Origin of the sequence: Pseudarthrobacter raffinosi (assembly GCF_023913835.1) — a bacterium.
In the GTDB taxonomy this organism is placed as follows: Bacteria; Actinomycetota; Actinomycetes; order Actinomycetales; family Micrococcaceae; genus Arthrobacter; species Arthrobacter raffinosi.
The window spans coordinates 101130-119928 of sequence record NZ_JAMXBG010000001.1 but is presented as its reverse complement, the minus strand read 5'-3'; the positions used below and the strand labels follow the sequence as shown (position 1 = coordinate 119928).

At 66.2% G+C, this 18799-nt stretch carries 16 protein-coding genes; 11 read left to right on the top strand and 5 right to left on the bottom strand.

The features are described from left to right. Positions 1-29 precede the first annotated feature (29 nt). From NG697_RS00550 to NG697_RS00530, 5 genes are read left to right on the top strand one after another with little or no spacing between them, the layout of a single operon-like run. On the top strand, positions 30-1016 hold the full coding sequence (locus NG697_RS00550; protein WP_252607743.1) for a tripartite tricarboxylate transporter substrate binding protein: 987 nt from the start codon (positions 30-32) through the stop codon (positions 1014-1016). 15 nt (positions 1017-1031) lie between these two features. Further along, a complete protein-coding gene (locus NG697_RS00545; RefSeq protein ID WP_252607744.1) occupies positions 1032-1523 on the top strand; it encodes a tripartite tricarboxylate transporter TctB family protein in 492 nt (163 codons plus the stop codon). Continuing rightward, complete coding sequence (locus tag NG697_RS00540) at positions 1520-3067, top strand: tripartite tricarboxylate transporter permease (protein ID WP_252607745.1); 1548 nt, start codon at positions 1520-1522, stop codon at positions 3065-3067. The genes NG697_RS00545 and NG697_RS00540 overlap by 4 nt, the downstream gene beginning before the upstream one ends. Beyond that, positions 3064-3987 (top strand): dihydrodipicolinate synthase family protein, encoded by a 924-nt coding sequence (locus tag NG697_RS00535; RefSeq protein ID WP_252607746.1) that lies wholly within the window; start codon positions 3064-3066, stop codon positions 3985-3987. Before NG697_RS00540 ends, NG697_RS00535 begins: the two co-directional genes overlap by 4 nt. A gap of 2 nt (positions 3988-3989) precedes the next feature. Continuing rightward, a complete protein-coding gene (locus NG697_RS00530; protein WP_252607747.1) occupies positions 3990-5690 on the top strand; it encodes a dihydroxyacetone kinase family protein in 1701 nt (566 codons plus the stop codon). 132 nt (positions 5691-5822) lie between these two features. On the opposite strand, the gene NG697_RS00525 is transcribed toward NG697_RS00530, so the two are convergent. The 5 genes from NG697_RS00525 to pdxA form a co-directional block, all read right to left on the bottom strand. Next, positions 5823-7403 carry an alkaline phosphatase D family protein gene (locus NG697_RS00525; RefSeq protein ID WP_252613165.1) on the bottom strand — a complete coding sequence of 527 codons (1581 nt, stop codon included), beginning with the start codon at positions 7401-7403 and terminating at the stop codon, positions 5823-5825. A 95-nt stretch (positions 7404-7498) separates the two neighbouring features. Next, positions 7499-7861, bottom strand: a complete 363-nt coding sequence (locus NG697_RS00520; protein WP_252613163.1) for a hypothetical protein — start codon at positions 7859-7861, stop codon at positions 7499-7501. 235 nt (positions 7862-8096) lie between these two features. Beyond that, the gene (locus NG697_RS00515) at positions 8097-8498 is read right to left on the bottom strand and encodes a hypothetical protein (protein WP_252613160.1); all 402 of its coding nucleotides are present in this window, start codon (positions 8496-8498) and stop codon (positions 8097-8099) included. Between the two features lie 521 nt (positions 8499-9019). Then, positions 9020-9799: a DeoR/GlpR family DNA-binding transcription regulator gene (locus tag NG697_RS00510; protein WP_252601315.1), complete on the bottom strand. Its 780-nt coding sequence runs from the start codon at positions 9797-9799 to the stop codon at positions 9020-9022. Between the two features lie 79 nt (positions 9800-9878). Beyond that, positions 9879-12314 carry a 4-hydroxythreonine-4-phosphate dehydrogenase PdxA gene (gene pdxA / locus NG697_RS00505; protein WP_252607751.1) on the bottom strand — a complete coding sequence of 812 codons (2436 nt, stop codon included), beginning with the start codon at positions 12312-12314 and terminating at the stop codon, positions 9879-9881. 191 nt (positions 12315-12505) lie between these two features. Between pdxA and NG697_RS00500 the strand changes: the two genes are divergently transcribed. From NG697_RS00500 to NG697_RS00475, 6 genes are read left to right on the top strand one after another with little or no spacing between them, the layout of a single operon-like run. Next, complete coding sequence (locus NG697_RS00500) at positions 12506-14131, top strand: ABC transporter substrate-binding protein (protein WP_252601310.1); 1626 nt, start codon at positions 12506-12508, stop codon at positions 14129-14131. 4 nt (positions 14132-14135) lie between these two features. After that, positions 14136-15071, top strand: coding sequence for an ABC transporter permease (locus NG697_RS00495; protein WP_252601307.1), 936 nt, complete (start codon positions 14136-14138; stop codon positions 15069-15071). Beyond that, positions 15068-15988, top strand: a complete 921-nt coding sequence (locus NG697_RS00490; RefSeq protein WP_252601304.1) for an ABC transporter permease — start codon at positions 15068-15070, stop codon at positions 15986-15988. Before NG697_RS00495 ends, NG697_RS00490 begins: the two co-directional genes overlap by 4 nt. Beyond that, positions 15985-16908, top strand: a complete 924-nt coding sequence (locus tag NG697_RS00485; RefSeq protein ID WP_252613157.1) for an ABC transporter ATP-binding protein — start codon at positions 15985-15987, stop codon at positions 16906-16908. The genes NG697_RS00490 and NG697_RS00485 overlap by 4 nt, the downstream gene beginning before the upstream one ends. After that, positions 16905-17804 (top strand): ATP-binding cassette domain-containing protein, encoded by a 900-nt coding sequence (locus tag NG697_RS00480; protein WP_252601298.1) that lies wholly within the window; start codon positions 16905-16907, stop codon positions 17802-17804. Before NG697_RS00485 ends, NG697_RS00480 begins: the two co-directional genes overlap by 4 nt. Beyond that, a complete protein-coding gene (locus NG697_RS00475) occupies positions 17804-18781 on the top strand; it encodes an aldo/keto reductase (RefSeq protein ID WP_252601296.1) in 978 nt (325 codons plus the stop codon). Before NG697_RS00480 ends, NG697_RS00475 begins: the two co-directional genes overlap by 1 nt. The last annotated feature ends 18 nt before the right edge of the window (positions 18782-18799 follow it).

Sequence of the window (18799 nt, the reverse complement as noted above, 5' to 3'; positions counted from 1 at the left end):
TTCATTCACAAGGAAGTGAGCTCTGCCCCATGAATCACAACACCCGTACCCGATTCCGTCGGATCGTGCCCGCCGCGGCAGCTGCCGCCATCGCCGCCGTCGCCCTTGCCGGCTGCGCCAACCGCGGCGGCGAGGCCGCCCAGAGCGGTGATTTCCCCTCGAAGTCCATCACCATGGTGGTGCCCTACCAGGCCGGCGGCGCTTCCGACCTGTCCGCCCGCACCCTGGCCGCAGAGATGGAGAAGAAGCTCGGCCAGTCGATCGTGGTGGAAAACCGTGTTGGCGGGGCCGGCTCAGTGGGCCTGACGTACCTCTCGGCGCGTCCCGCCGACGGCTACACCATCGGATACCTCCCGGTCGAGACCGTCATGCTCGGCTACCAGGGCTACGACATCGACCCGGCACGCTATGACCTGCTCGGCCAGATCGTGTCCGTCCCGGCGACCATCGCCGTCCCCGCCAACAGCCCCTACAAAACCCTGCAGGACCTGATCGACGCCGCCAAGGCTAAGCCGGGAACCATCACCGTGGCCAACTCCGGTGCGGGCTCCATCTGGCAGGCAGCGACCAAAGCACTCAACAAGACCGCAGGGGTGGAGCTCAAGCCGGTTCCGTTCGACGGCGGCGCCCCGGCCGTGAACGCGGCGATCGCCGGCCAGGTCGATGCCGTCGCAGCCGGCGTCTCCGAAACCTCTGTTGCCGCTGCCGACGGCCGCCTACGTGTCCTCGCGATCCTCAACGACAAGGCATCCGCAGCCCTGCCCGGCGTGGCTACCGCCAAGGAACTTGGCACGGACGTCTCGATCGGCGGCTGGGGAGCCGTGGGCACACCCGCCGGACTCCCCGACGACGTCCGCGATGAGCTCGCGGCCGCCGTGAAGGCCGCTGCCGAGTCCGAAAGCTTCGTCTCGGTCATCAAGAAATCCGGAAACCTTCCCGTCTACGAGGCACCTGAGGCCTTCCAGGCTTTCTATGACGCCGAGGCCAAGCGCTTTTCCACCCTCTTCGCCAAGTAGCGGAGGAAATCCACAGTGTCTAGTGACCAGACCGCAGGGACAGGGACTGCACCGGAAAGGCATGTCGGACGTGCCTACCAGTTGGTTGGTCCGCTTGCCTCCCTGGCCGTCGGAGGCCTGTTGCTGCTGCTCACGCAGTACGTCAAAGAGCCGGATATCGCCACGGGGCTGAGCCCCCGTTGGTGGCCTGGAATTCTTGGCGCGATCATCTGCCTGCTGTCCATCGGTGTGGCAGTCAAAGACCAGATATCCGACGGCAAGTCCGGGGATGAGCTGACGACGCCGACCAGGCTCGGCATGATCCGCGTCGCCGCGGTCATCGCCGCCGCCTTCGGCTACGGAGTGCTTTGGTACTTCCTGGACTTCCGGGTTGCCACGTTCGGGCTCGTTGCCGGACTGTCCTACATCATCGGAGGCCGCGGGTGGAGGGCGCTGCTTCTCTTCCCGTTCCTCGTCTCCCTCGTGCTGTACGCCCTGTTTGTCCTGCTGCTGAAAGTTCCGCTATGAACGCGCTCGCCGAAGGCCTGGGTCAGATCGCCGACCCCACCGTCCTCCTCTGTATCCTGATCGGCGCGCTCGCCGGCATGCTCGTCGGCACCTTCCCGGGGCTCACCGCCACAATGGCAGTGGCCCTGGCCAGCGCCTTCACCCTCAGCATGGATCCGATCCCGGGCCTCGCCGTCCTGCTCACCATCTACGTGGCCGCGAACTTCGGTGACCGGGTGCCGGCGATCCTGATCAACACCCCCGGCACCCCGGCGTCGATCTGCACGACATTCGACGGCTATCCGATGGCCAAGAAGGGGCTTGCCGGGGTTGCCCTGACCGTTTCCGCGTTTGCCTCGGCGATCGGCACCTTCCTCGGGCTTATCCTCCTGGTCGTCGCGGCGATACCGATTTCCCGGCTGGCGCTCGAGTTCGGACCGGCGGAGACTTTTGCACTGGTCGTCTTCGGACTGACCATGATGGTCGGCGTCTCCGGCGGCAAGATCGGCAAGGGCCTTATCGCCGGCGCTGTAGGACTGGCACTGGCTTCCGTCGGGCGCGATCCGATCACGGGAACCGAACGGTTCACATTCGGTGTCCTGGAACTCAGCGACGGGATTCCGTTCATTGCCGTGATCATCGGCCTGTTCGGGATCGCCGACATCCTGGACCAGATGCTGTCCTACCGGGCCGAAAAGCACACGCCGATCTCCAACTTTGGCCGCTGGTGGCCCAACCGCTCCGAAATGAAGCGGATGGTCAAGCCACTGGGCATCGGAACCGGCATCGGCGCCGTCGTTGGTGCAATGCCGGCAGCCGGCGGCGACATCGCCGGCATCATGAGCTGGGCCGCCGCCAAGAAGGCGTCAAAGCACCCGGAAGAGTTCGGGAAAGGATCGATCGAAGGACTCACCGCGGGCGACACAGCATCAAACGCGGGCATCGGGCCGTCGGTTGCCACAACACTGGCACTCGGAATTCCCGGCGACTCCGTCATGGCAGTGGTCCTCGGGTCCCTGATCGTCTGGGGCATCCAGCCCGGACCGGCCCTGTTCACGTCACAACCGGACCTCGTCTGGAGCATCGCCGGCATCCTCGCGGTTGCCACCGTCCTCACGCTGGGCCTCAGCCTCCTGCGCCTCCGCGGGGTCACCAAGCTCCTGGAACTGAAACCGCATTACCTGTGGACCGTCATCATTGTCTTCTGCATGGTGGGGACGTTCGCCGTCAACAACAGCGTCATTGATGTGGTGGTGATGCTCATCTTCGGCGTCGTCGGACTCTTCATGCGGCGCCACGGATTCCCCGCCGGTCCTGTCGTCCTGGGACTCATCCTCGGCAAGCTCGCCGAAGGCAACCTCCGCCGGGCACTGGAGATCGGCGGACCCGAGAACATTCTCGGCAGCCCGATCGCGGTGACCATCCTCCTGATCAGCCTCGCGGCTGTCACCCTGCCGCCCGTCATCGACCGCCTGCGCGCCCGCCGCGCAGTGCGCCGCGCGGCCTCCACCAGCTCGAACCCTACCGACCAGCCGCTTGAACAGAAAGAGACAACCATCTCATGACCCCGCCGACCTCCCCCCTCGTCATTACCGCCACCCCCACCCTCTTCTCAGCGGACGGAGCCCTCGCCGAGGCCGAAATCCGCCGGCACCTGGAATGGCTCCGCGAAAAGGGCGTGGACGCGCTGTTCCCCGCGGGCACATCCGGTGAGTTCCCGACACTCACCGACGACGAGCGCATCAAAATCCTCGACATCGCCCTCCAGGTCTTCCCGGCAGACAGGGTGTACATCCACGTCGGTGCCGCGGGAACACGCCAAGCGGTGGAACTGGCCAGACGCGCCGTGGCCCACGGTGCAACGAAAATGGCTGCCATCACGCCGTATTTCCAGCCTGCCCCCGAGGCCCAGGTGCTGGACTACTATTCCCAGCTGGTGGCGGCAACCCCCGGTGCCGACGTCTTCGCTTACCTTTTTGAAGCAAGGACATCGACCCAGTCACGTCACTCCGTGCTTGCGGAGCTCTCCAGCCGTGGCGTGGCCGGCGTAAAGCTCAGCGGTGAGACGGACGAGAGCGTGGCCGGGTTCCTGCGGGCACGGCCGGAAGAATTCACCGTCTTTTCGGGCAACGACGTCTCCTTCGCAGCCCTCATCGGGGCCGGCGGCCACGGCATCGTCTCCGGAGTGTCCTCGGCATACCCGGAACCGTTCGTCGCGCTCCGCGACGCCCTGGTTTCCGGAGATGCCGACGAGGTTCAGCTCCGCCAGGCGGACGTGGTGGCGGCCGTGGCAGCGGTGCGCGGCGGAAGCCTGACGCACCTCAAAGCCGGCATCGCAGCCCGTGGCTTCGGCGCCAGCCCCGTCCGGTCAGCCGTCGCTCCGGTGGATGAACCGGATGCGGCCCGCATCCGGGAACTCGCAGCAGTCATCGCTGAAGCCCCTGCCGGCGATCTCGCCAAGGCCGCCGTGCTCGGAGCGGTCTGAACATGCGGAAGATCATCAACGATCCGCATTCGTTCGTCGATGAGGTCATGCAAGGGATCTTCGCCGCGCATCCAGGGGAAGTGCGCCCCGCCACGACCGACAACCGTACGCTGGTCCGCGCGGACTCGCCGATGGTCGGCCGGGTGGGGATCGTGACCGGCGGCGGCTCGGGCCACCTTCCGTTCTTCCTCGGATACGTCGGCCGCGGCCTTTGTTCAGCCGTCGCCGTCGGAAACGTCTTTTCCTCACCGTCAGCGGCGCACATCCACGCGGCATCCCGCGCGGTATCCGGCGGTGCCGGGCTGCTCTACCTGTACGGCAACTACGGGGGAGACGTCTACAACTTCGACCTCGCGGCGGAACTCTGCCGCGCCGAGGGAATCCAGGTCGAAACCGTGTTGGGCGCCGACGATATCCTCTCCGCCCCCGCGGAGTCGGCAGCCACACGGCGGGGTGTCGCTGGCCTCGTCCTGGTGTACAAAGCCGCAGGTGCCATTGCCGACGAACTGGCACCACTGGCCGAAGTGGCACGGGTGGCACAGAAAGCCGCGGACGCCACCCGGACGATGGGAGTCGGACTCTCGCCCACGATCCTTCCGGCGGCGGGAGAGGCTACTTTCAGCCTGGACGACGGCGACATGGAGATCGGCGTCGGAATCCACGGCGAGCAGGGGACGCACCGCGGCCCGATCGAGAGTGCCGATGCCATCACCGACCGGTTCGTCGCCGAATTCGACAAGGAACTCGAGCTGACGCCGGGGAGGCGGGTGGCGGTACTTGTCAACGGGCTGGGAGCGACGCCGCTCGAAGAGCTTTACGTCATCTACCGCCGGCTCGCCGAAGTCCTCGGGGACAGGAGAGTTACGATCGCCCACCGCTACATCGGGGAATACGTGACCAGCCTGGAGATGGCCGGCGCCTCCGTCTCCATCATGGAACTCGACGACGAGCTTGAGCGGCTCATCGCCGCCCCCGCATCCTCGCCGTTCTTCCGGCAGGGGACGGTTGAGCCAACGGGAACAACGGCGGAACGCCCGGAGCTGGTGGACCTGGACAGGCCGGGGAACATGGCGTCGGTGCGGCGCACGGGAAGGCCCAGCCGGCTGCGGGAAGTCCTGCTCGCCGCGCTGCCCGCGATGCTCAGCCACAAGGACGAGTTGCGCGAGCTCGACGCCGTGCTCGGCGACGGTGACCTGGGCATCACAGTCGCCGCCGGGAGCGAGTCCGTTGTGGGTTCCCTACGGGCCCTGCCTGAAGACGCCGACGCAGCGAGCGTTGTTCGTTTTGCCGCTGCGGCCTTTGCGTCCGCGAATCCTTCAACGTTTGCGGCCCTCGTTGGTGCGGGCCTGCTCGGAACACTCGACGAATTCGGTACGGCAGATGACCTCGTTCCAGACGAGATAGCCAACGTGGTCCGGGCCTTCACCGATCGAATTATGGAACGCGGGGGTGCAGAGCCGGGAGACAAGACCCTCGTCGACGTGCTGCTGCCGATCACGAACGCGCTGCTGCTGGGACCGATCGCGGGTGAAAAGGTCGTCGAAGCAGCACGCTCTGCAGTGGACCGAACCACGCAGCTTCAATCGCGGCGGGGCCGGGCCGCGTGGCAGGGGGAACGCAGCGTGGGACACCGCGACCCTGGAAGTGTGGCCGTACTGCGATTCACAGAGGAGTTCGTTAGAGCACAATCAAACTTGCAGTAATTACCTAGGGGCCTCGGTGGAGCTGTCACCTACATTCGTTGACGGTCAGGCTGAGAGCTTGACTGCGGTGGGGCCTGGACGATGAGCCCCACCGCAGGGCCGAAAGGCTCAACCGCAAACAGTCGACATGCCCTACTGGAGCCCCGGGACTCCGTCCTGGATGGCGAAGGAGGCCTTCGTGCTGACGGGGGAGCCCGGAGTCGTGACGTGGTCCAGGACCCGGAAGTCGGCCGTGAGGGCGTCCTTGGTGATTTTCGTGTTCACGTAGCCGCGGTTGTCGTTGTAGAACTTCAGGTGCGGGTTCCAGGCCTGGACCGGGTCGACTGTGGAGCCGGTGCCGTTGCCGGTGGAGGTGATTGACGTGCAGACCAGTTCCGAGCCGACCACGGGGGATGCGGGGTCCTTGTAGTCGACCTTGAGGTCGTTGGCCCAGTTGCGGTGGACGTCGCCGGTGAGGACCACGGCGTTGCGGACGTTCGCGTCCACCCAGCCCTGGGTGATGCGGCGGCGGGAGGCGGCGTAGCCGTCCCACCCGTCCATGGAGACGTCGTCGATCTCCGGGGCCTTGTTGCGGTCCTTTTCGGCGAAGAACACTTGCTGGCCCAGGATGTCCCAGCGCTGGGTGGAGTTCTTGAAGCCGTCCAGCAGCCACTTCTCCTGCTCGGCGCCGGTGATGGTGCGGTCCTCGGCCAGGCGCTCGGTGACGTTCTTCTTCCAGCCGTCCCCGGCGAGCTGGTCGTCGCGGTACTGCCGGGTGTCCATCATGTGGAAGTTGGCCAGCTGGCCCCACTGGATGGTGCGGTAGATCTTCATGTCGTACCCGGCCGGCACGGACGAGGCGCGCAGCGGCATGTTCTCGTAGTACGCCTGGAACGCGGCGGACCGGCGCTGACGGAAACGCTCGGTGGTGTCGTTAAGCTGGCCGGCGTCCTTGTTCTCCGGGATCTCGTCCGCCCAGTTGTTGTCCACCTCGTGGTCATCCCACACCACCAGCCACGGCGCGACCGCGTGCGCGGCCTGCAGGTCGGCGTCGGACTTGTACTGCGCGTGCCGCTGCCGGTACCCTGCCAGGCTGGAAGTTTCGGGGCCCTGGTGGTCGCGCGGGTTGCCGCCGCCGATCACGTAGCTGTCCTTCTTGTACTCGTACATGTAGTCACCCAGGTGCAGCACCAGGTCCGGCTGGTCCTGGGCCAGCCGCGAGTAGGCGGTGAAGTAGCCGTGCTCGTACTGCGAGCAGCTGGCAAACGCCATGGCCAGCGCCGCCGGCGTCTCGTGCGGCGCCGGGCTGGTGAGGGTGCGGCCCACCACGCTGACGTGCTTGCCCGTGCGGAACCGGTAGAAGTATTCGCGCCCCGGGCGGAGGCCCTTGAGCTCCACATGCACGGAGTGCCCGGTTTCGATCCGGGCGGTTTCGACGCCGCGGGCTACTACGGTGCGCATGCCGGCGTCTTCAGCAACTTCCCAGGCCACGGCGACGCTGCGGGAGGGCATGCCGCCCAGGCCGTCCTCGGCGATCGGGTCCAGCGCCAGCCGGGTCCAGATCACGAAGCCGTCCGGCCACGGCTCGCCGGAGGCAATGCCCAGCAGGAACGGATCGGTGCGGAGGCCGGCGTCGTCCGCTGTTGAAACGGCGACGGCGGCACCCGGCCAGGCGACGACGAGCCCGGCCCCGAGGCCGGCGGAAAGGAGGGATCTGCGCGAAATGTTGTCCATGGCTTCGACCGTATTGCGGCCGGTTGAACAGTGTGTAAGGGCGGCGTGAATGCGTGGTTAACTGCGTGACAAGACCTGTCGATTTGGAGCAGTTTCTAGTTCTTGGAGTTCAGCGCGTCGAACTGCTCCTGCCAAAGGGCCAACTCCTCATCGACGTAGCGCCTGTGGGCAGGAGTCCATTTGGGCCAGATGTCGGGCGAGGCCGGGGCGGGTGCGGGCCGCAGTGCCCGGTCTCGAACCGGGGGTGCTGCCCGGGTCGGAGCCGGGTCCGGGATGGGGCGTTGGACCCGGCGTGGGTCCCGTCCGGCGGTGGTAACTTTCTTCTGACTGGCCCGGGGCTTCAGGCCGGTAATCCAGAGCACCAGGCTGGACAGGACCCAGAGAATGCTGGCCAGGACCAGCACGACAAGAAGGAAGGCAATCCAGAGCAGTAGTCCGATGGCTGGGAAGACCAACATGGTCTATTTTAGCGTCCGGACCCTCGATTGGATCAGGAGTATTTTGAGGCTACGGCCCCCCGAACCCTCGTTGCGGACATCGTCCAGCTACATCGTCCGTGACCATCTCTGACGTGCGCTCGTGGCCCTCCTGTGGCGGGGCGACGACGCGGGGCTGAACAGGGGATCCCTCAGCGGGCATCGAATCTCGTCGTCGCCTACCGATCGGGGACTCGTTTGGATGAGGTTTGTTCGGCTATGCAGCCGCTTCTGGCAGGGGCGGCTGCATAGTTGCCGCCCCTGCCCACATGTAGTAGCCGGCCGCCACCATGGCGAGCCCAAAAGGTATGGCGAGCAGGACAGCAGGTGTTTGTTCGTTGGCTGCCAGCAGAGCGACAGTGCTGACCACGAAGAAGATCCCGAGCCATCGTGGAAGAACACCTGAACGGAGAATGAAGACCCCGATCATCAGGAGGCCTGCGATGATAGCCAGCAGCCCGGGGATGACAAAATAGGGCATCCCTGGGAAGTTGCCGGCGAAGAATGCCGTCTGGATCAGCGCGCCCGTAAACAGCAGGATGAACCCAACTGCGGCCGTAATCAGGCCAGCGTTCGCAAGCTTGAGGTACTGGCCGGATCGCCGTGCAAGGAGTGTCATACCGGCAACGCCAACCAGTATGAGAAGGGACGCGGCAGAGGCTGCCAAAGGGACAAACCCGGTTGATGTACGCATGGCTCTTGTCTCGCATTCCGAGCCGATGCAGCCGATCGGTTCCAGATTGTGTAGGAATGCGGCCAAGACGCACAGCACGCCGCCGAGCATCGCTGCGGCGCCAGCCCATCTGGAAAATTGCCCTGCCCAGAATCGGTCGTCGAAATTTCCCCGTGCCATCGTCAACCGCCATCTCTCTGGAGACCGCCAGTGTGTCTTCCTATGCTGGACCGGGCCGGTGTGGCGGTCAAGAGCCGGTTGCCAGGCACAGAAGGACCCTTCCGAAGGCTAGCGAAAAGCGTACTTTGTCTATGCATTGCTAGTCAGTTATCCGGTGCGCGTAGCGAAGTCACTGGATAGAGCGGCTGCATGATGAGTTTAGGGAGCGGTGCCATTTTCCGACTCTGACATCACCCTCCACCGAGGCGTATCCCCGCCGTACGGGCGAGTCGTTTGTTTCGACAGGCTCAACCGCCGGGCAGTACCTCAGCCACCTCTACCGTGACCCTCGCGTCACGGAACTTCTGCACCTGACCCGGGTCGGCGCCGTCGTCCGTGACCAGCGTCCAGGGGAGCGCGAGCCGCGCCCACGCATGGAAGGGCCGCAGGCCGAGCTTGGAGGAGTCTGCCAGGACGTAGACGCTGTTGCCGCGCCGGGCCATGAGCTCCTTGAGCCGGGTTTGGGCGTGGTCTGCCTCGCAGATGCCGTCCTCGGCGGTGACGGCGTCGGCGCCGATGAACACACGGTCAAAGCTCATCCGCTCCAGGGCTGCCTCGGCCAGGGGACCCACGAAGCTCTGGCTCAGGCTCCGCAGCCGCCCGCCCAGGCAGTCCACCTCGATGCCGTCGGACTCGGCCAGTTCCTGCATGGTGTTGATGCCCGGCGTCGTCACGGACAACCGATCAAACCCCCGCAGTTCGTGGGCCAGGGCACCCACGGTGGAGCCGGCGTCGAGCAGGATGTTCTCCCCGGGCCGAATCACGGATGCCGCCCAGCGGGCAATGGCGTGCTTCTGCTCAAACGCCTCGCCGGTGCGCTGCCGGAGCGATGCTTCCGGGTGGGCGCCCAGGGCCATGGCGCCGCCGTACGTGCGGGCCAGCCGGCCCTGCCCGTTCAGGAGCGCCAGGTCGCGGCGGATGGTGGAGGCCGTGACCTCGAACCGGGCGGACAGTTCCTCCACGGAGGCCAGGCCGGTGGTGAGCGCCAGATGGTAAATTTCTTCGCGCCTGGCATTTGCCGACAGCATTCCCGGTCTCCTTCCCGTGGGCGTGGTTACCATGCTAGTTCCGGCCCCGGCCAACTGCCCGCAGCATTGCCGTGTGCGCCTACACGGCCACGGCGGGCCGGGTGGCCATCTCCGCCGCCTGGTGCAGGGCCTCCACCATGCTGCGCGAATCGGCGATCGCCTTGCCGGCAATGTCAAAGGCGGTGCCGTGGTCCACGGAGGTGCGGATGACAGGCAGGCCCACGGTGATGTTCACGCCGGCCTCGATGCCCAGCACCTTCACCGGGCCGTGCCCCTGGTCGTGGTACATGGCCACCACCAGGTCGTAATCGCCCCGGCCGGCCAGGAAGAACAGGGTGTCAGCGGGCAGCGGGCCCGTGACGTCGATGCCTGATTCGCGGGCGGCCTTCACTCCCGGTTCGATCTTCTCCGCTTCCTCGCCCTGGCCGAACAGTCCGCCCTCGCCGGCGTGCGGGTTGATGGCGCAGACGCCGATCTTCGGGTTGGGGATGCCGGCACGGATCAGGGCCTCGTGGCCGCGGCGGATGGTGCGCTCCACCAGCGCCGGATTGATCTTCCGCACAGCGTCCATGAGCCCGATGTGCGTGGTTACGTGGATGACCTTGATCTTGGGCGTGGAGAGCATCATGGACACTTCCTCGGTCCCGGTCAGCTGCGCCAGCAGTTCGGTGTGACCGGGGAAGACGTGCCCGGCGGCGTGCAGGGCCTCCTTGTTCAGCGGCGCGGTGCAGATGGCCTGGACTTTCCTGGCCATGGCCAGCTCGCTCGCCACCCGGATGTATTCATAGGCGGCGTGCCCGGCCACGGGGGAGAGTTGCCCCCAGGGGAGGTCCGCCGGCAGCAGTGCCAGGTCGATCACGTTCACCCGGCCCGGCGTGAACACTGCGTCCTCCACGGATACGATGGTCTGGATGTCCGCTTCGATGCCCAGGATGTCCGCGGCCTGGCGGAGGCGCAGCGCGTCACCGATCACCACGGGTTTGCACTCAGCGTTGATCTTCGGGTCGAGCACGGCGGCCACCACCACCTCGGGTCCAACGCCGGCGCCGTCGCCCATGGTCACGGCTACATAGGGGAGTCCAGCGGGATCAACAAAGTTCATGGAGGGTCCTTTTCCGGGCAGAGACGGCTGGGGCGCCGTCGGCAGAGGGGAGTGCGTTTTGGGGGGATTCCCTGTCAGGGGAGGTGGTGGCGTGGGATTGCCGGCCAATACGGCCAGGATGGTGCGGAGGCTGTTTGTTTCGCCGAAACTGCCCGGGCGGGTGACCACAGGGTTTCCGTCCGGAGCCAGCGACAGGACGGCGCCGTGTTCAATCTCGCCCTGAACGCTCAGCCGCTGCACGCCCAGGGCATCCAGCACAGAGCGGGCCGTTTCCCCGCCGGTGAGCATCAGCGGCCGGTCCTTGGCGAGCGGCGCCACTGTCCGGGCCAGGGCGTCGGCAAGCCTGGCCGACACCGCCGGATCCACCGTGGCCGCATCCACGGTCACGGCCGTCGGGCCTGCGGCCAGGGCCTCCTCCAGCAGAACCAGATCAGCGGTTCCGGCCAGCAGGTCCGCCGGGGACAGGGTGATGACCGCAACGCCGTTATCGGCCAGGGCCTGCAACTGTTCGCGTGCCGGGCCGGAGGCGGAGCCCACCACCAGCAGGGGAAAATCGCCGGTGGTGAGCTCGCCAATGGAGGAATGTACGACGGCGGCGCTGCCGTTGGGTGCCATACCGGCAGTCCGCGCCATCGCGGCTCCTAGGGCGGCTCCCAAGGCGGAAGCACCCGCGAACCGGACGCCGGGAATCGTGAGGGCGGCGCTGACGATGGCGTCCAGGTCGGCCTGCATCTCGGCGTCGCAGACCACCACGGGGAATGGCTGGCCGGCACTGGCGTCCTTCAGTGCTGCGGCTAAGGTCTCGCCGCCGCCGCGGACAGTGGACAGCTCCACCAGGGTGGTTGCCAAAGACTGCAAGGCAGCGGCGATGGTTGCCGGCGGAACCGACGGCTCGGCATGCCACAACGTGGTTTTATGCAGGGGCACGCCCTGGTGGTGCACCGTTCCGTTAAACGTGCTGCGGCCCAGCGGAGGCAGTGCCGGCGCCAGGATGACGGGACCATCCGCGCTGAGAACCTCCAGCTGGGAGGCCACGGGCCCGCGGAGCAGGGAGTCGATCTTCAGGAATGCCGTGGGAGAGTGGTTCCCCACAGGAAAGGAATCCAGGACTTGGCGCAACCGCCCGGCGGCGGCATCTGCTGGGAACCTCCGGTTGTCCGTGTCCAGCACCAAAAGCCTATCGACCCCGCGGTTCGCGTCCTGCATGAGGTTCCGCAGGGCGGTGGCAAGCTCCTCCGGAAGGTGCGGGAGCAGGCATACTAGCGGGGCGCCGTCGTCGGGCCTTGTCTTGCCGGGGACAGTTTGCGCGCTCTGCGCAGCATCACTACGGGTCCCGGCGTGTTCCGTCAGGAAGGCCGCTGCTGTCTCTGCGGCGCCGGAAAGATCGTCAGCAATGGCAATAATGCGTTTCATCGCTGCCTCCTTTGGCATCCGCGGAACTGGGTACTGTGAAGCCGTTTTGGATTTGCTTGCACAAAACACGCTAACCTACTTGCGCACTTTGCGCAATCATGACATTGTGATCGGAGTAACAACCCTGGTGCCTGTATCAGCAAGATGCAGCATCTGGCCGGCAGGAGCCGGCCCTTACCTGGAGGTCAAAGATGACTCGATCCGACAGCGTTGCCGGCGGCAGTGCATTCCTCGGCGAAGTAGCGCAACATTCACTCTCCCGGCGCTCGCTGCTCCGGTGGGGCGCTCTGGCCGGCGCGGGTGCCGTGCTGGCTCCTGCCGTCACCGCCTGCGTGGGCCCGTCCGCCCCCGGCCCCGGCGTTACCGGCACCAGCACGCTCACTCTTGGCCTGAACCGCTCACTGGTCAGCCTCGACAACAAACTCAACCAGTTCGACGCCGCCGTGACCGTCCAACGCGCCGTCCGCCAGGCCCTCACCGAGATCGGCGACGACCTTAAGCCCCGCAACGTCCTGGCCGAAAGCTTCGAACTGACCAGCCCCACCCAGTGGACCGTTAAGCTGCGCAACGACATCAAGTACTCCGATGGCACCAAGGTTGCTGTGGAGGACGTTTCCAAAGCGCTGGAGATGTACAGCCAGGTCAACGGCTCCTTCCTGGCACCCCAGTTCCCCGAATGGCCCGTTGTGACCAAGAAGGACGAACTGACCTTCACACTGGATACCAAGGCCCCACTGCCCGTGTTGAACACGCTGATGTCCAACATCCTCATCACCCCGGCCGCCGCCAACAAGCCGGAGGAGCTCCAGGAGGGCGTAGGCACCGGCCCCTACAAGGTGGCCTCCGCGGACCGCGGAACGGGTACCTACAAACTGGTGGTCAACGAGAACTACTGGGGCGAGAAGCCCAACATCTCCGAGGTCAACGTCCGGTTCATGTCCGAGGAATCCAGCCGTGTGGTGGCCCTGCGCTCCGGCGAGGTGGACGTCATCGACTCCATCACCCCGGATTCGGTAGCCCAGCTGAAGTCCGTTGAAGGCATCAAGATCGAATCGGTCACCGGCACCCGTTACAACCAGCTTTTCTACAACTTCCGCAAGCCCGCCAGCAGTCCCATGTCAGATCCCAAGGTCCGTGAGGCGCTCTCCTACGGCTTCGACAGCAAGAGCATCGTTGACGGCATCCTGGGCGGCACGGTCACTTCCGCCAAGGGCGTGGTCCCGCAGACGTTGGCAGGCGCCGTGGAAACAGGTGAGTACAAGTACGATCCCGCCAAAGCGAAGTCCATGCTCGCGGACCTGGGCGTGGCCAACCTGGCCGTGAAGGTCATCTGGGAAACCGGGGAGTTCGCCGGAGACGTGTCCATCATGGAAGCCCTCGTCGAAATGATGAAGGCGATCGGCGTCACCGCCGAGCTGCAGCAGTTCGAACCCGGCGGAGACATCTCCAGCTGGCGCCAGGGTAAAGCCGGCGACTGGGACATCCTGGGCAACGGCTACGGGAACCAGACAGGCCTTGCGCTGACCAACCTGCAGGGCATGTACGCAGGCACCGCCGCGAAGGAAGCCACCCGCGACACGTACCACGGCTTCGTTTTCCCGGAGATCAGCAGCAGGATCATCACGGCCACCTCCGAGACGGATACCGCCACGAGCACCAAGCTGCTCACCGACGTCCAGAAGGACATCTGGGCCCAGTGGCCCTGCATGTGGGCGTTCATCCCCAACGCGGTGCTGGCCCGCCGCACCCGCGTAGAGGGCCTGAAACTGCGCCCCATCAACTCCTACCAGCTCTCCACAGTCAAGGTGAACGGCTAGCCCCATGCTCACATACGTCTCCAAACGGTTGGGGCAGAGCCTCCTCACGATCTTCCTGACCGTGTCCACAGTCTTTGTCCTGATCCGGATGGCTCCCGGCGACCCGGCCTACGCCCTGGCCGGGCCGCTGGCCTCCACCGGGGACCTCGAAAAAATCCGGATCTCCATGGGGCTCAACGAACCCCTGCTGACCCAGTACGGTATCTTCCTCAAGGACCTTGGCGCCGGGAACATCGGCAAGTCCTACTCGTTCCAGGCACCCGCCCTGGAAGTGGTGATGTCCCGGCTGCCCAACACCATCTTCCTGGCGGTGCTCGCCATCCTGCTGGCCATCGTGGTGGCCATCCCGCTGGGGGTCTGGATGGCCAAACGCGCCGACACCAAGCGTGAGCTCGGCGTCAACGTGCTCACCATCGCCGGGCAGTCCATGCCGGACTTCTGGATCGGCATCATGCTGCTGACCCTGTTCGCCGTGGTGTTCCCCATCTTCCCGTCCTCCGGCTTCACCAGCTGGTCCGGGGTGGTCCTGCCGGTCACCACGGTGGCCATTCTCCAGATCGCGCTGGTGTCCCGGATGGTCCGCCGCGAGGTGGGCACCAACATGGCCGCCCCGTACCTCACGGTTGCGAGGGCCCGCGGCACGGGCGAGCAGAAGCTCACCTGGGCCTATGCCATGCGCAACTCCTCCATCCCCATCCTCACCACCCTGGGCACACGGTTCGCCGGCATGCTCAACGGCGTGGTTGTGGTTGAAGTGGTGTTCAACTGGCCAGGACTGGGTTCCCTGGTGGTCCGGGCCCTCGAAACCCGCGACTACCCGCTGATCCAGGCCACGGTCTTGGTGACGTCCGTGCTCGCCGTCGGCGTCCAGCTCCTGATCGATCTGTGTTACCCGCTGCTTGACCCCCGGGTCCGGCTCGGAAAGGTGTCCGTCGCATGAGTACCGTCAACGAAATCCCGCTGGCCGCCGAGAGCATGAAACGGCCGACGGCGGTCACCAAGCGGCTGCTGCGCCGCTCCTCTGCGGCCCGGCGGGAACGCTCCGCCAAGGTGAAGATCGTGCTGGGCGCCTTCCTCACGGCCGTGGTGGTCCTGCCGATCATTCTGGCCCAGGTCCTGCCCCTGCCTGACGTGGACGCCCAGGCCATCACCTCACGCTTCCTGCCGCCGTTCAGCCCGGGCCACCTGTTCGGCACCGACCAGCTGGGCCGGGACATTCTCTCCCGCGTGCTGCACGGCGGCCAGGTGTCGCTCACCATCGGTGTGCTCGCCGTCGTGATTTCCGGCCTCGTGGGTGTGGTCCTCGGCGCGCTCGCGGGGTTCTTTGGCGGCTGGGTGGACGCTGTGGTGTCCCGTCTGATCGAGGCGCAGCTCTCGCTGCCGCTGCTGATGATGCTCCTGCTGGTGGTGGCCCTGTTCGGGCCCTCCATCCCGGTGATTACCTTCGTGATCGCCATCGCCCAATGGCCAGAACCCGCCCGCCTGACCCGCTCGCTGGTGCTCGTGGAACGCGAAAAGCCCTACGTCCAGGCGGCCAAGGTCCTGGGCCTGCCCCAGATCACCACCCTGGTCAAGCACGTCATCCCCAACGTCATCAACCAGGTGATTGTGGTGGTCCTGCTGCTCCTGGCCACTGCCGTGCTGATGGAAAGCGCGCTGAGCTTCCTCGGCGCCGGCCCGCAGCGGCCCTTCGCCACCTGGGGCCGGATCATCTCCGACGGCCAGGACTTCATCACCACCTCCTGGTGGATCGTGACGCTCCCGGGTGCCGTGATCGCCATCCTGGTGGTGGGTGTGAACCTGCTGGCCGACGGCCTGCGGGACCGTGTACGGCGCCGGAAGGGAGCCGCCTCATGAGCGTGCTGGAGGTCAGGGACCTTGCCGTTGAACTGATGACCACCGCCGGCGTGATCCGCGCCGTGGACGGCATCAGCTTCTCCATCGATGCCGGACAGACCGTCACCATCATCGGTGAGTCCGGTTCCGGCAAAAGTACGACGGCGATGGGCCTCCTGAGGCTCCTGCCGGACGACCTCGCCGTTATCTCCGGCCATGCAGTGCTGGACGGCGTGGATGTGGTGACTGAGCCGAAGAAGTTCGCGAAGCTCCGCGGCCGGTCCGTCGCGCTGATCCCGCAGGACGCCATGACCGCGCTGTCACCGGTGCACACCATCGGCCGGCAACTGGGCGAGGCGATCCTCCGGAAAGGAGGCGCCTCCACAGCCGACCTGAACAGGCGCTCCGTGGAGCTCCTGGAGCAGGTCCGCATCCCCGAACCGGCTGTGCAGCTGAAGAAGTACCCGCACCAGCTGTCCGGCGGCATGCAGCAGCGTGTCCTGATCGCCATGGCGCTCGCCGTTGACCCGGTTCTGCTGGTGGCCGACGAGCCCACCAGTGCACTGGATGTCACCGTGCAGGCCGGCATCCTGGACCTGCTCATGGAGCTGCAGGAACGGACCCACGTGGCCATCCTCATGATCACGCACGATCTGGGCGTGGCGCGGCTGGTCTCGGACCGGATCCACGTGATGAAGGACGGAAAGTTCGTGGAAAGCGGCGAAGTGGAACAGATCGTTGAGCACCCGCAGACGGAGTACACCAAGAAACTCCTCGCCGCGGTGCCTAAGCTGGGGCACTGGGACGGGGAACCGCACCATGACGCGCTCGAAGCAGGCCCACCGTCGCCGTACGCAACCGACCAGCAGGCAACCGTCCGCCAGGCAACGTCCAGCCAGGCAACCACCAGCCCGGTAACACTGAACGGAGCACACCCGTGAGTTCATCCTTGAGCACCCCGCCGGAGAAATCAGCCGGGCAGGACCTGGTGCTGTCCGTCAAGAACCTCACCGTGGACTACGCCGTGCACCGCACCAGCTTCCGCGCGGTGGACGACGTCAGTTTCGACGTCCCGCGCGGTAGTACCGTGGCCATCGTGGGGGAGTCGGGCTGCGGCAAGTCCACCATCGCGAAGGCGATTGTGCGGCTGCTGACGCCGACCTCCGGGGAGATCCTGCTCAACGGCCAGGACATCGCCAGGATGCCTGCCCGGCAGCTGCGGCCTCTCCGGTCCAAGGTGCAGATGGTGTTCCAGGATCCCTACGGTTCGCTGGATCCGCACCTGACCGCCGAGGACATCGTGGCCGAACCCCTGATCCTGCGCGGCGTCCGGTCCGGCAAGGAACGCCGGGCGGAAGCGGCCAAACTGATTGACCAGGTGGGTCTGCCGGCCTCTGCCCTGGGGCGCCGTCCGGCTGAGTTCTCCGGCGGGCAGCGCCAGCGCATTGGGATCGCCCGGGCGCTGGCCTCCAAGCCGGAACTGCTGGTCTGTGATGAAGCCACCAGCGCGCTGGACGTCTCGGTGCAGGCGCAGGTGCTGGAGCTCCTTGCGGACATCCAGCGGGACCGCGGGCTCACGTACCTGATGATCAGCCACAACCTCGGCGTGGTGCGGGAAAGCAGCAGCCACGTGGTGGTCATGTCCAAGGGCAAAATCGTGGAACAAGGCCCCACCGAACAGGTCCTCACCAGACCCCGGGACCCCTACACCCGCGCGCTGCGGGCTGCGGCGCTGGATCCGCTGACCATGACCGGCCGCAAACCACGCGAGCTGGTCTCAAGACTGAACAAGGTGGCGCCGCACGGTGAGCCGGTACTGATGGAGGAAGCAAGCTGATGCAGGGAACCAACGTGGCAGGCCTGGAGCTTGCCATTTCGCAGCTGGCGCTGGGCACCATGACCTTCGGGGACACCGCATCGGAAGAGGTGGCTGCCGGCATGCTGGCGGCCGCGCTCGAGGCGGGCATCACCGTGGTGGATACCGCCAACGGGTACGCGGGCGGCGCCAGCGAGGAAATTCTGGCGAAGCTCCTGCCCGCGCACCGCGACGCCGTCGTCCTCGCCTCCAAAGCAGGGATGCCGCACCCGGACGCCGGCGACAACTCGCCCCTCTCGGCGGAGGGCCTCACGCGCTCCGTGGAGGGCAGCCTCCGGAGGCTGGCCACGGACCGGCTGGATCTTTTCTACCTCCACCAGCCGGACCGGAAGGCGCCGCTGGAAGAGACGCTCGCCGTCGTCGGCCAACTGATCCGCGACGGCAAGATCCGCGCCTGGGGCGTGTCTAACTTCGCCGCTTGGCAAGTCAGCGAGCTGAACGCGGCAGCCGACAGCTCCGGGGTGCCGCGGCCGGTGGTGGCGCAGCAGCTGTACAACCTGCTGGCCACGCGGATCGAGGACGAATACCTGGAATTCGCCCAGCACACCGGGCTGCTGACCATGGTCTACAACCCGCTCGGCGGCGGGCTCCTCACCGGCAAACACACCTTTGCGCAATCACCCACCGAAGGCCGGTTCGGCAGCTCCCGGCTGGCCGAGATGTACAAGCAGCGATACTGGGACCCCCGGCTCTTCGAGGCGGTCCGCCAGCTCGGTGTCATTGCCGACGGCACGGGCCTGCCGTTGCCGGAGCTGTCCTTCCGCTGGCTGCTCAGCAAGCCCGGCGTGGGCTCCATCCTGCTGGGCGGCTCCAAGCTGGAGCAGCTGCAGACCAACATCGCCGCGGCCGCGAAGGGCCCGCTGCCGGAAGATGTGGTGGCCACCTGTGATGCCGTGGCCGCGGAAATCCGCGGGCCCATGCCCAACTACAACCGCTAGCCCACTTGCACGCCTTTA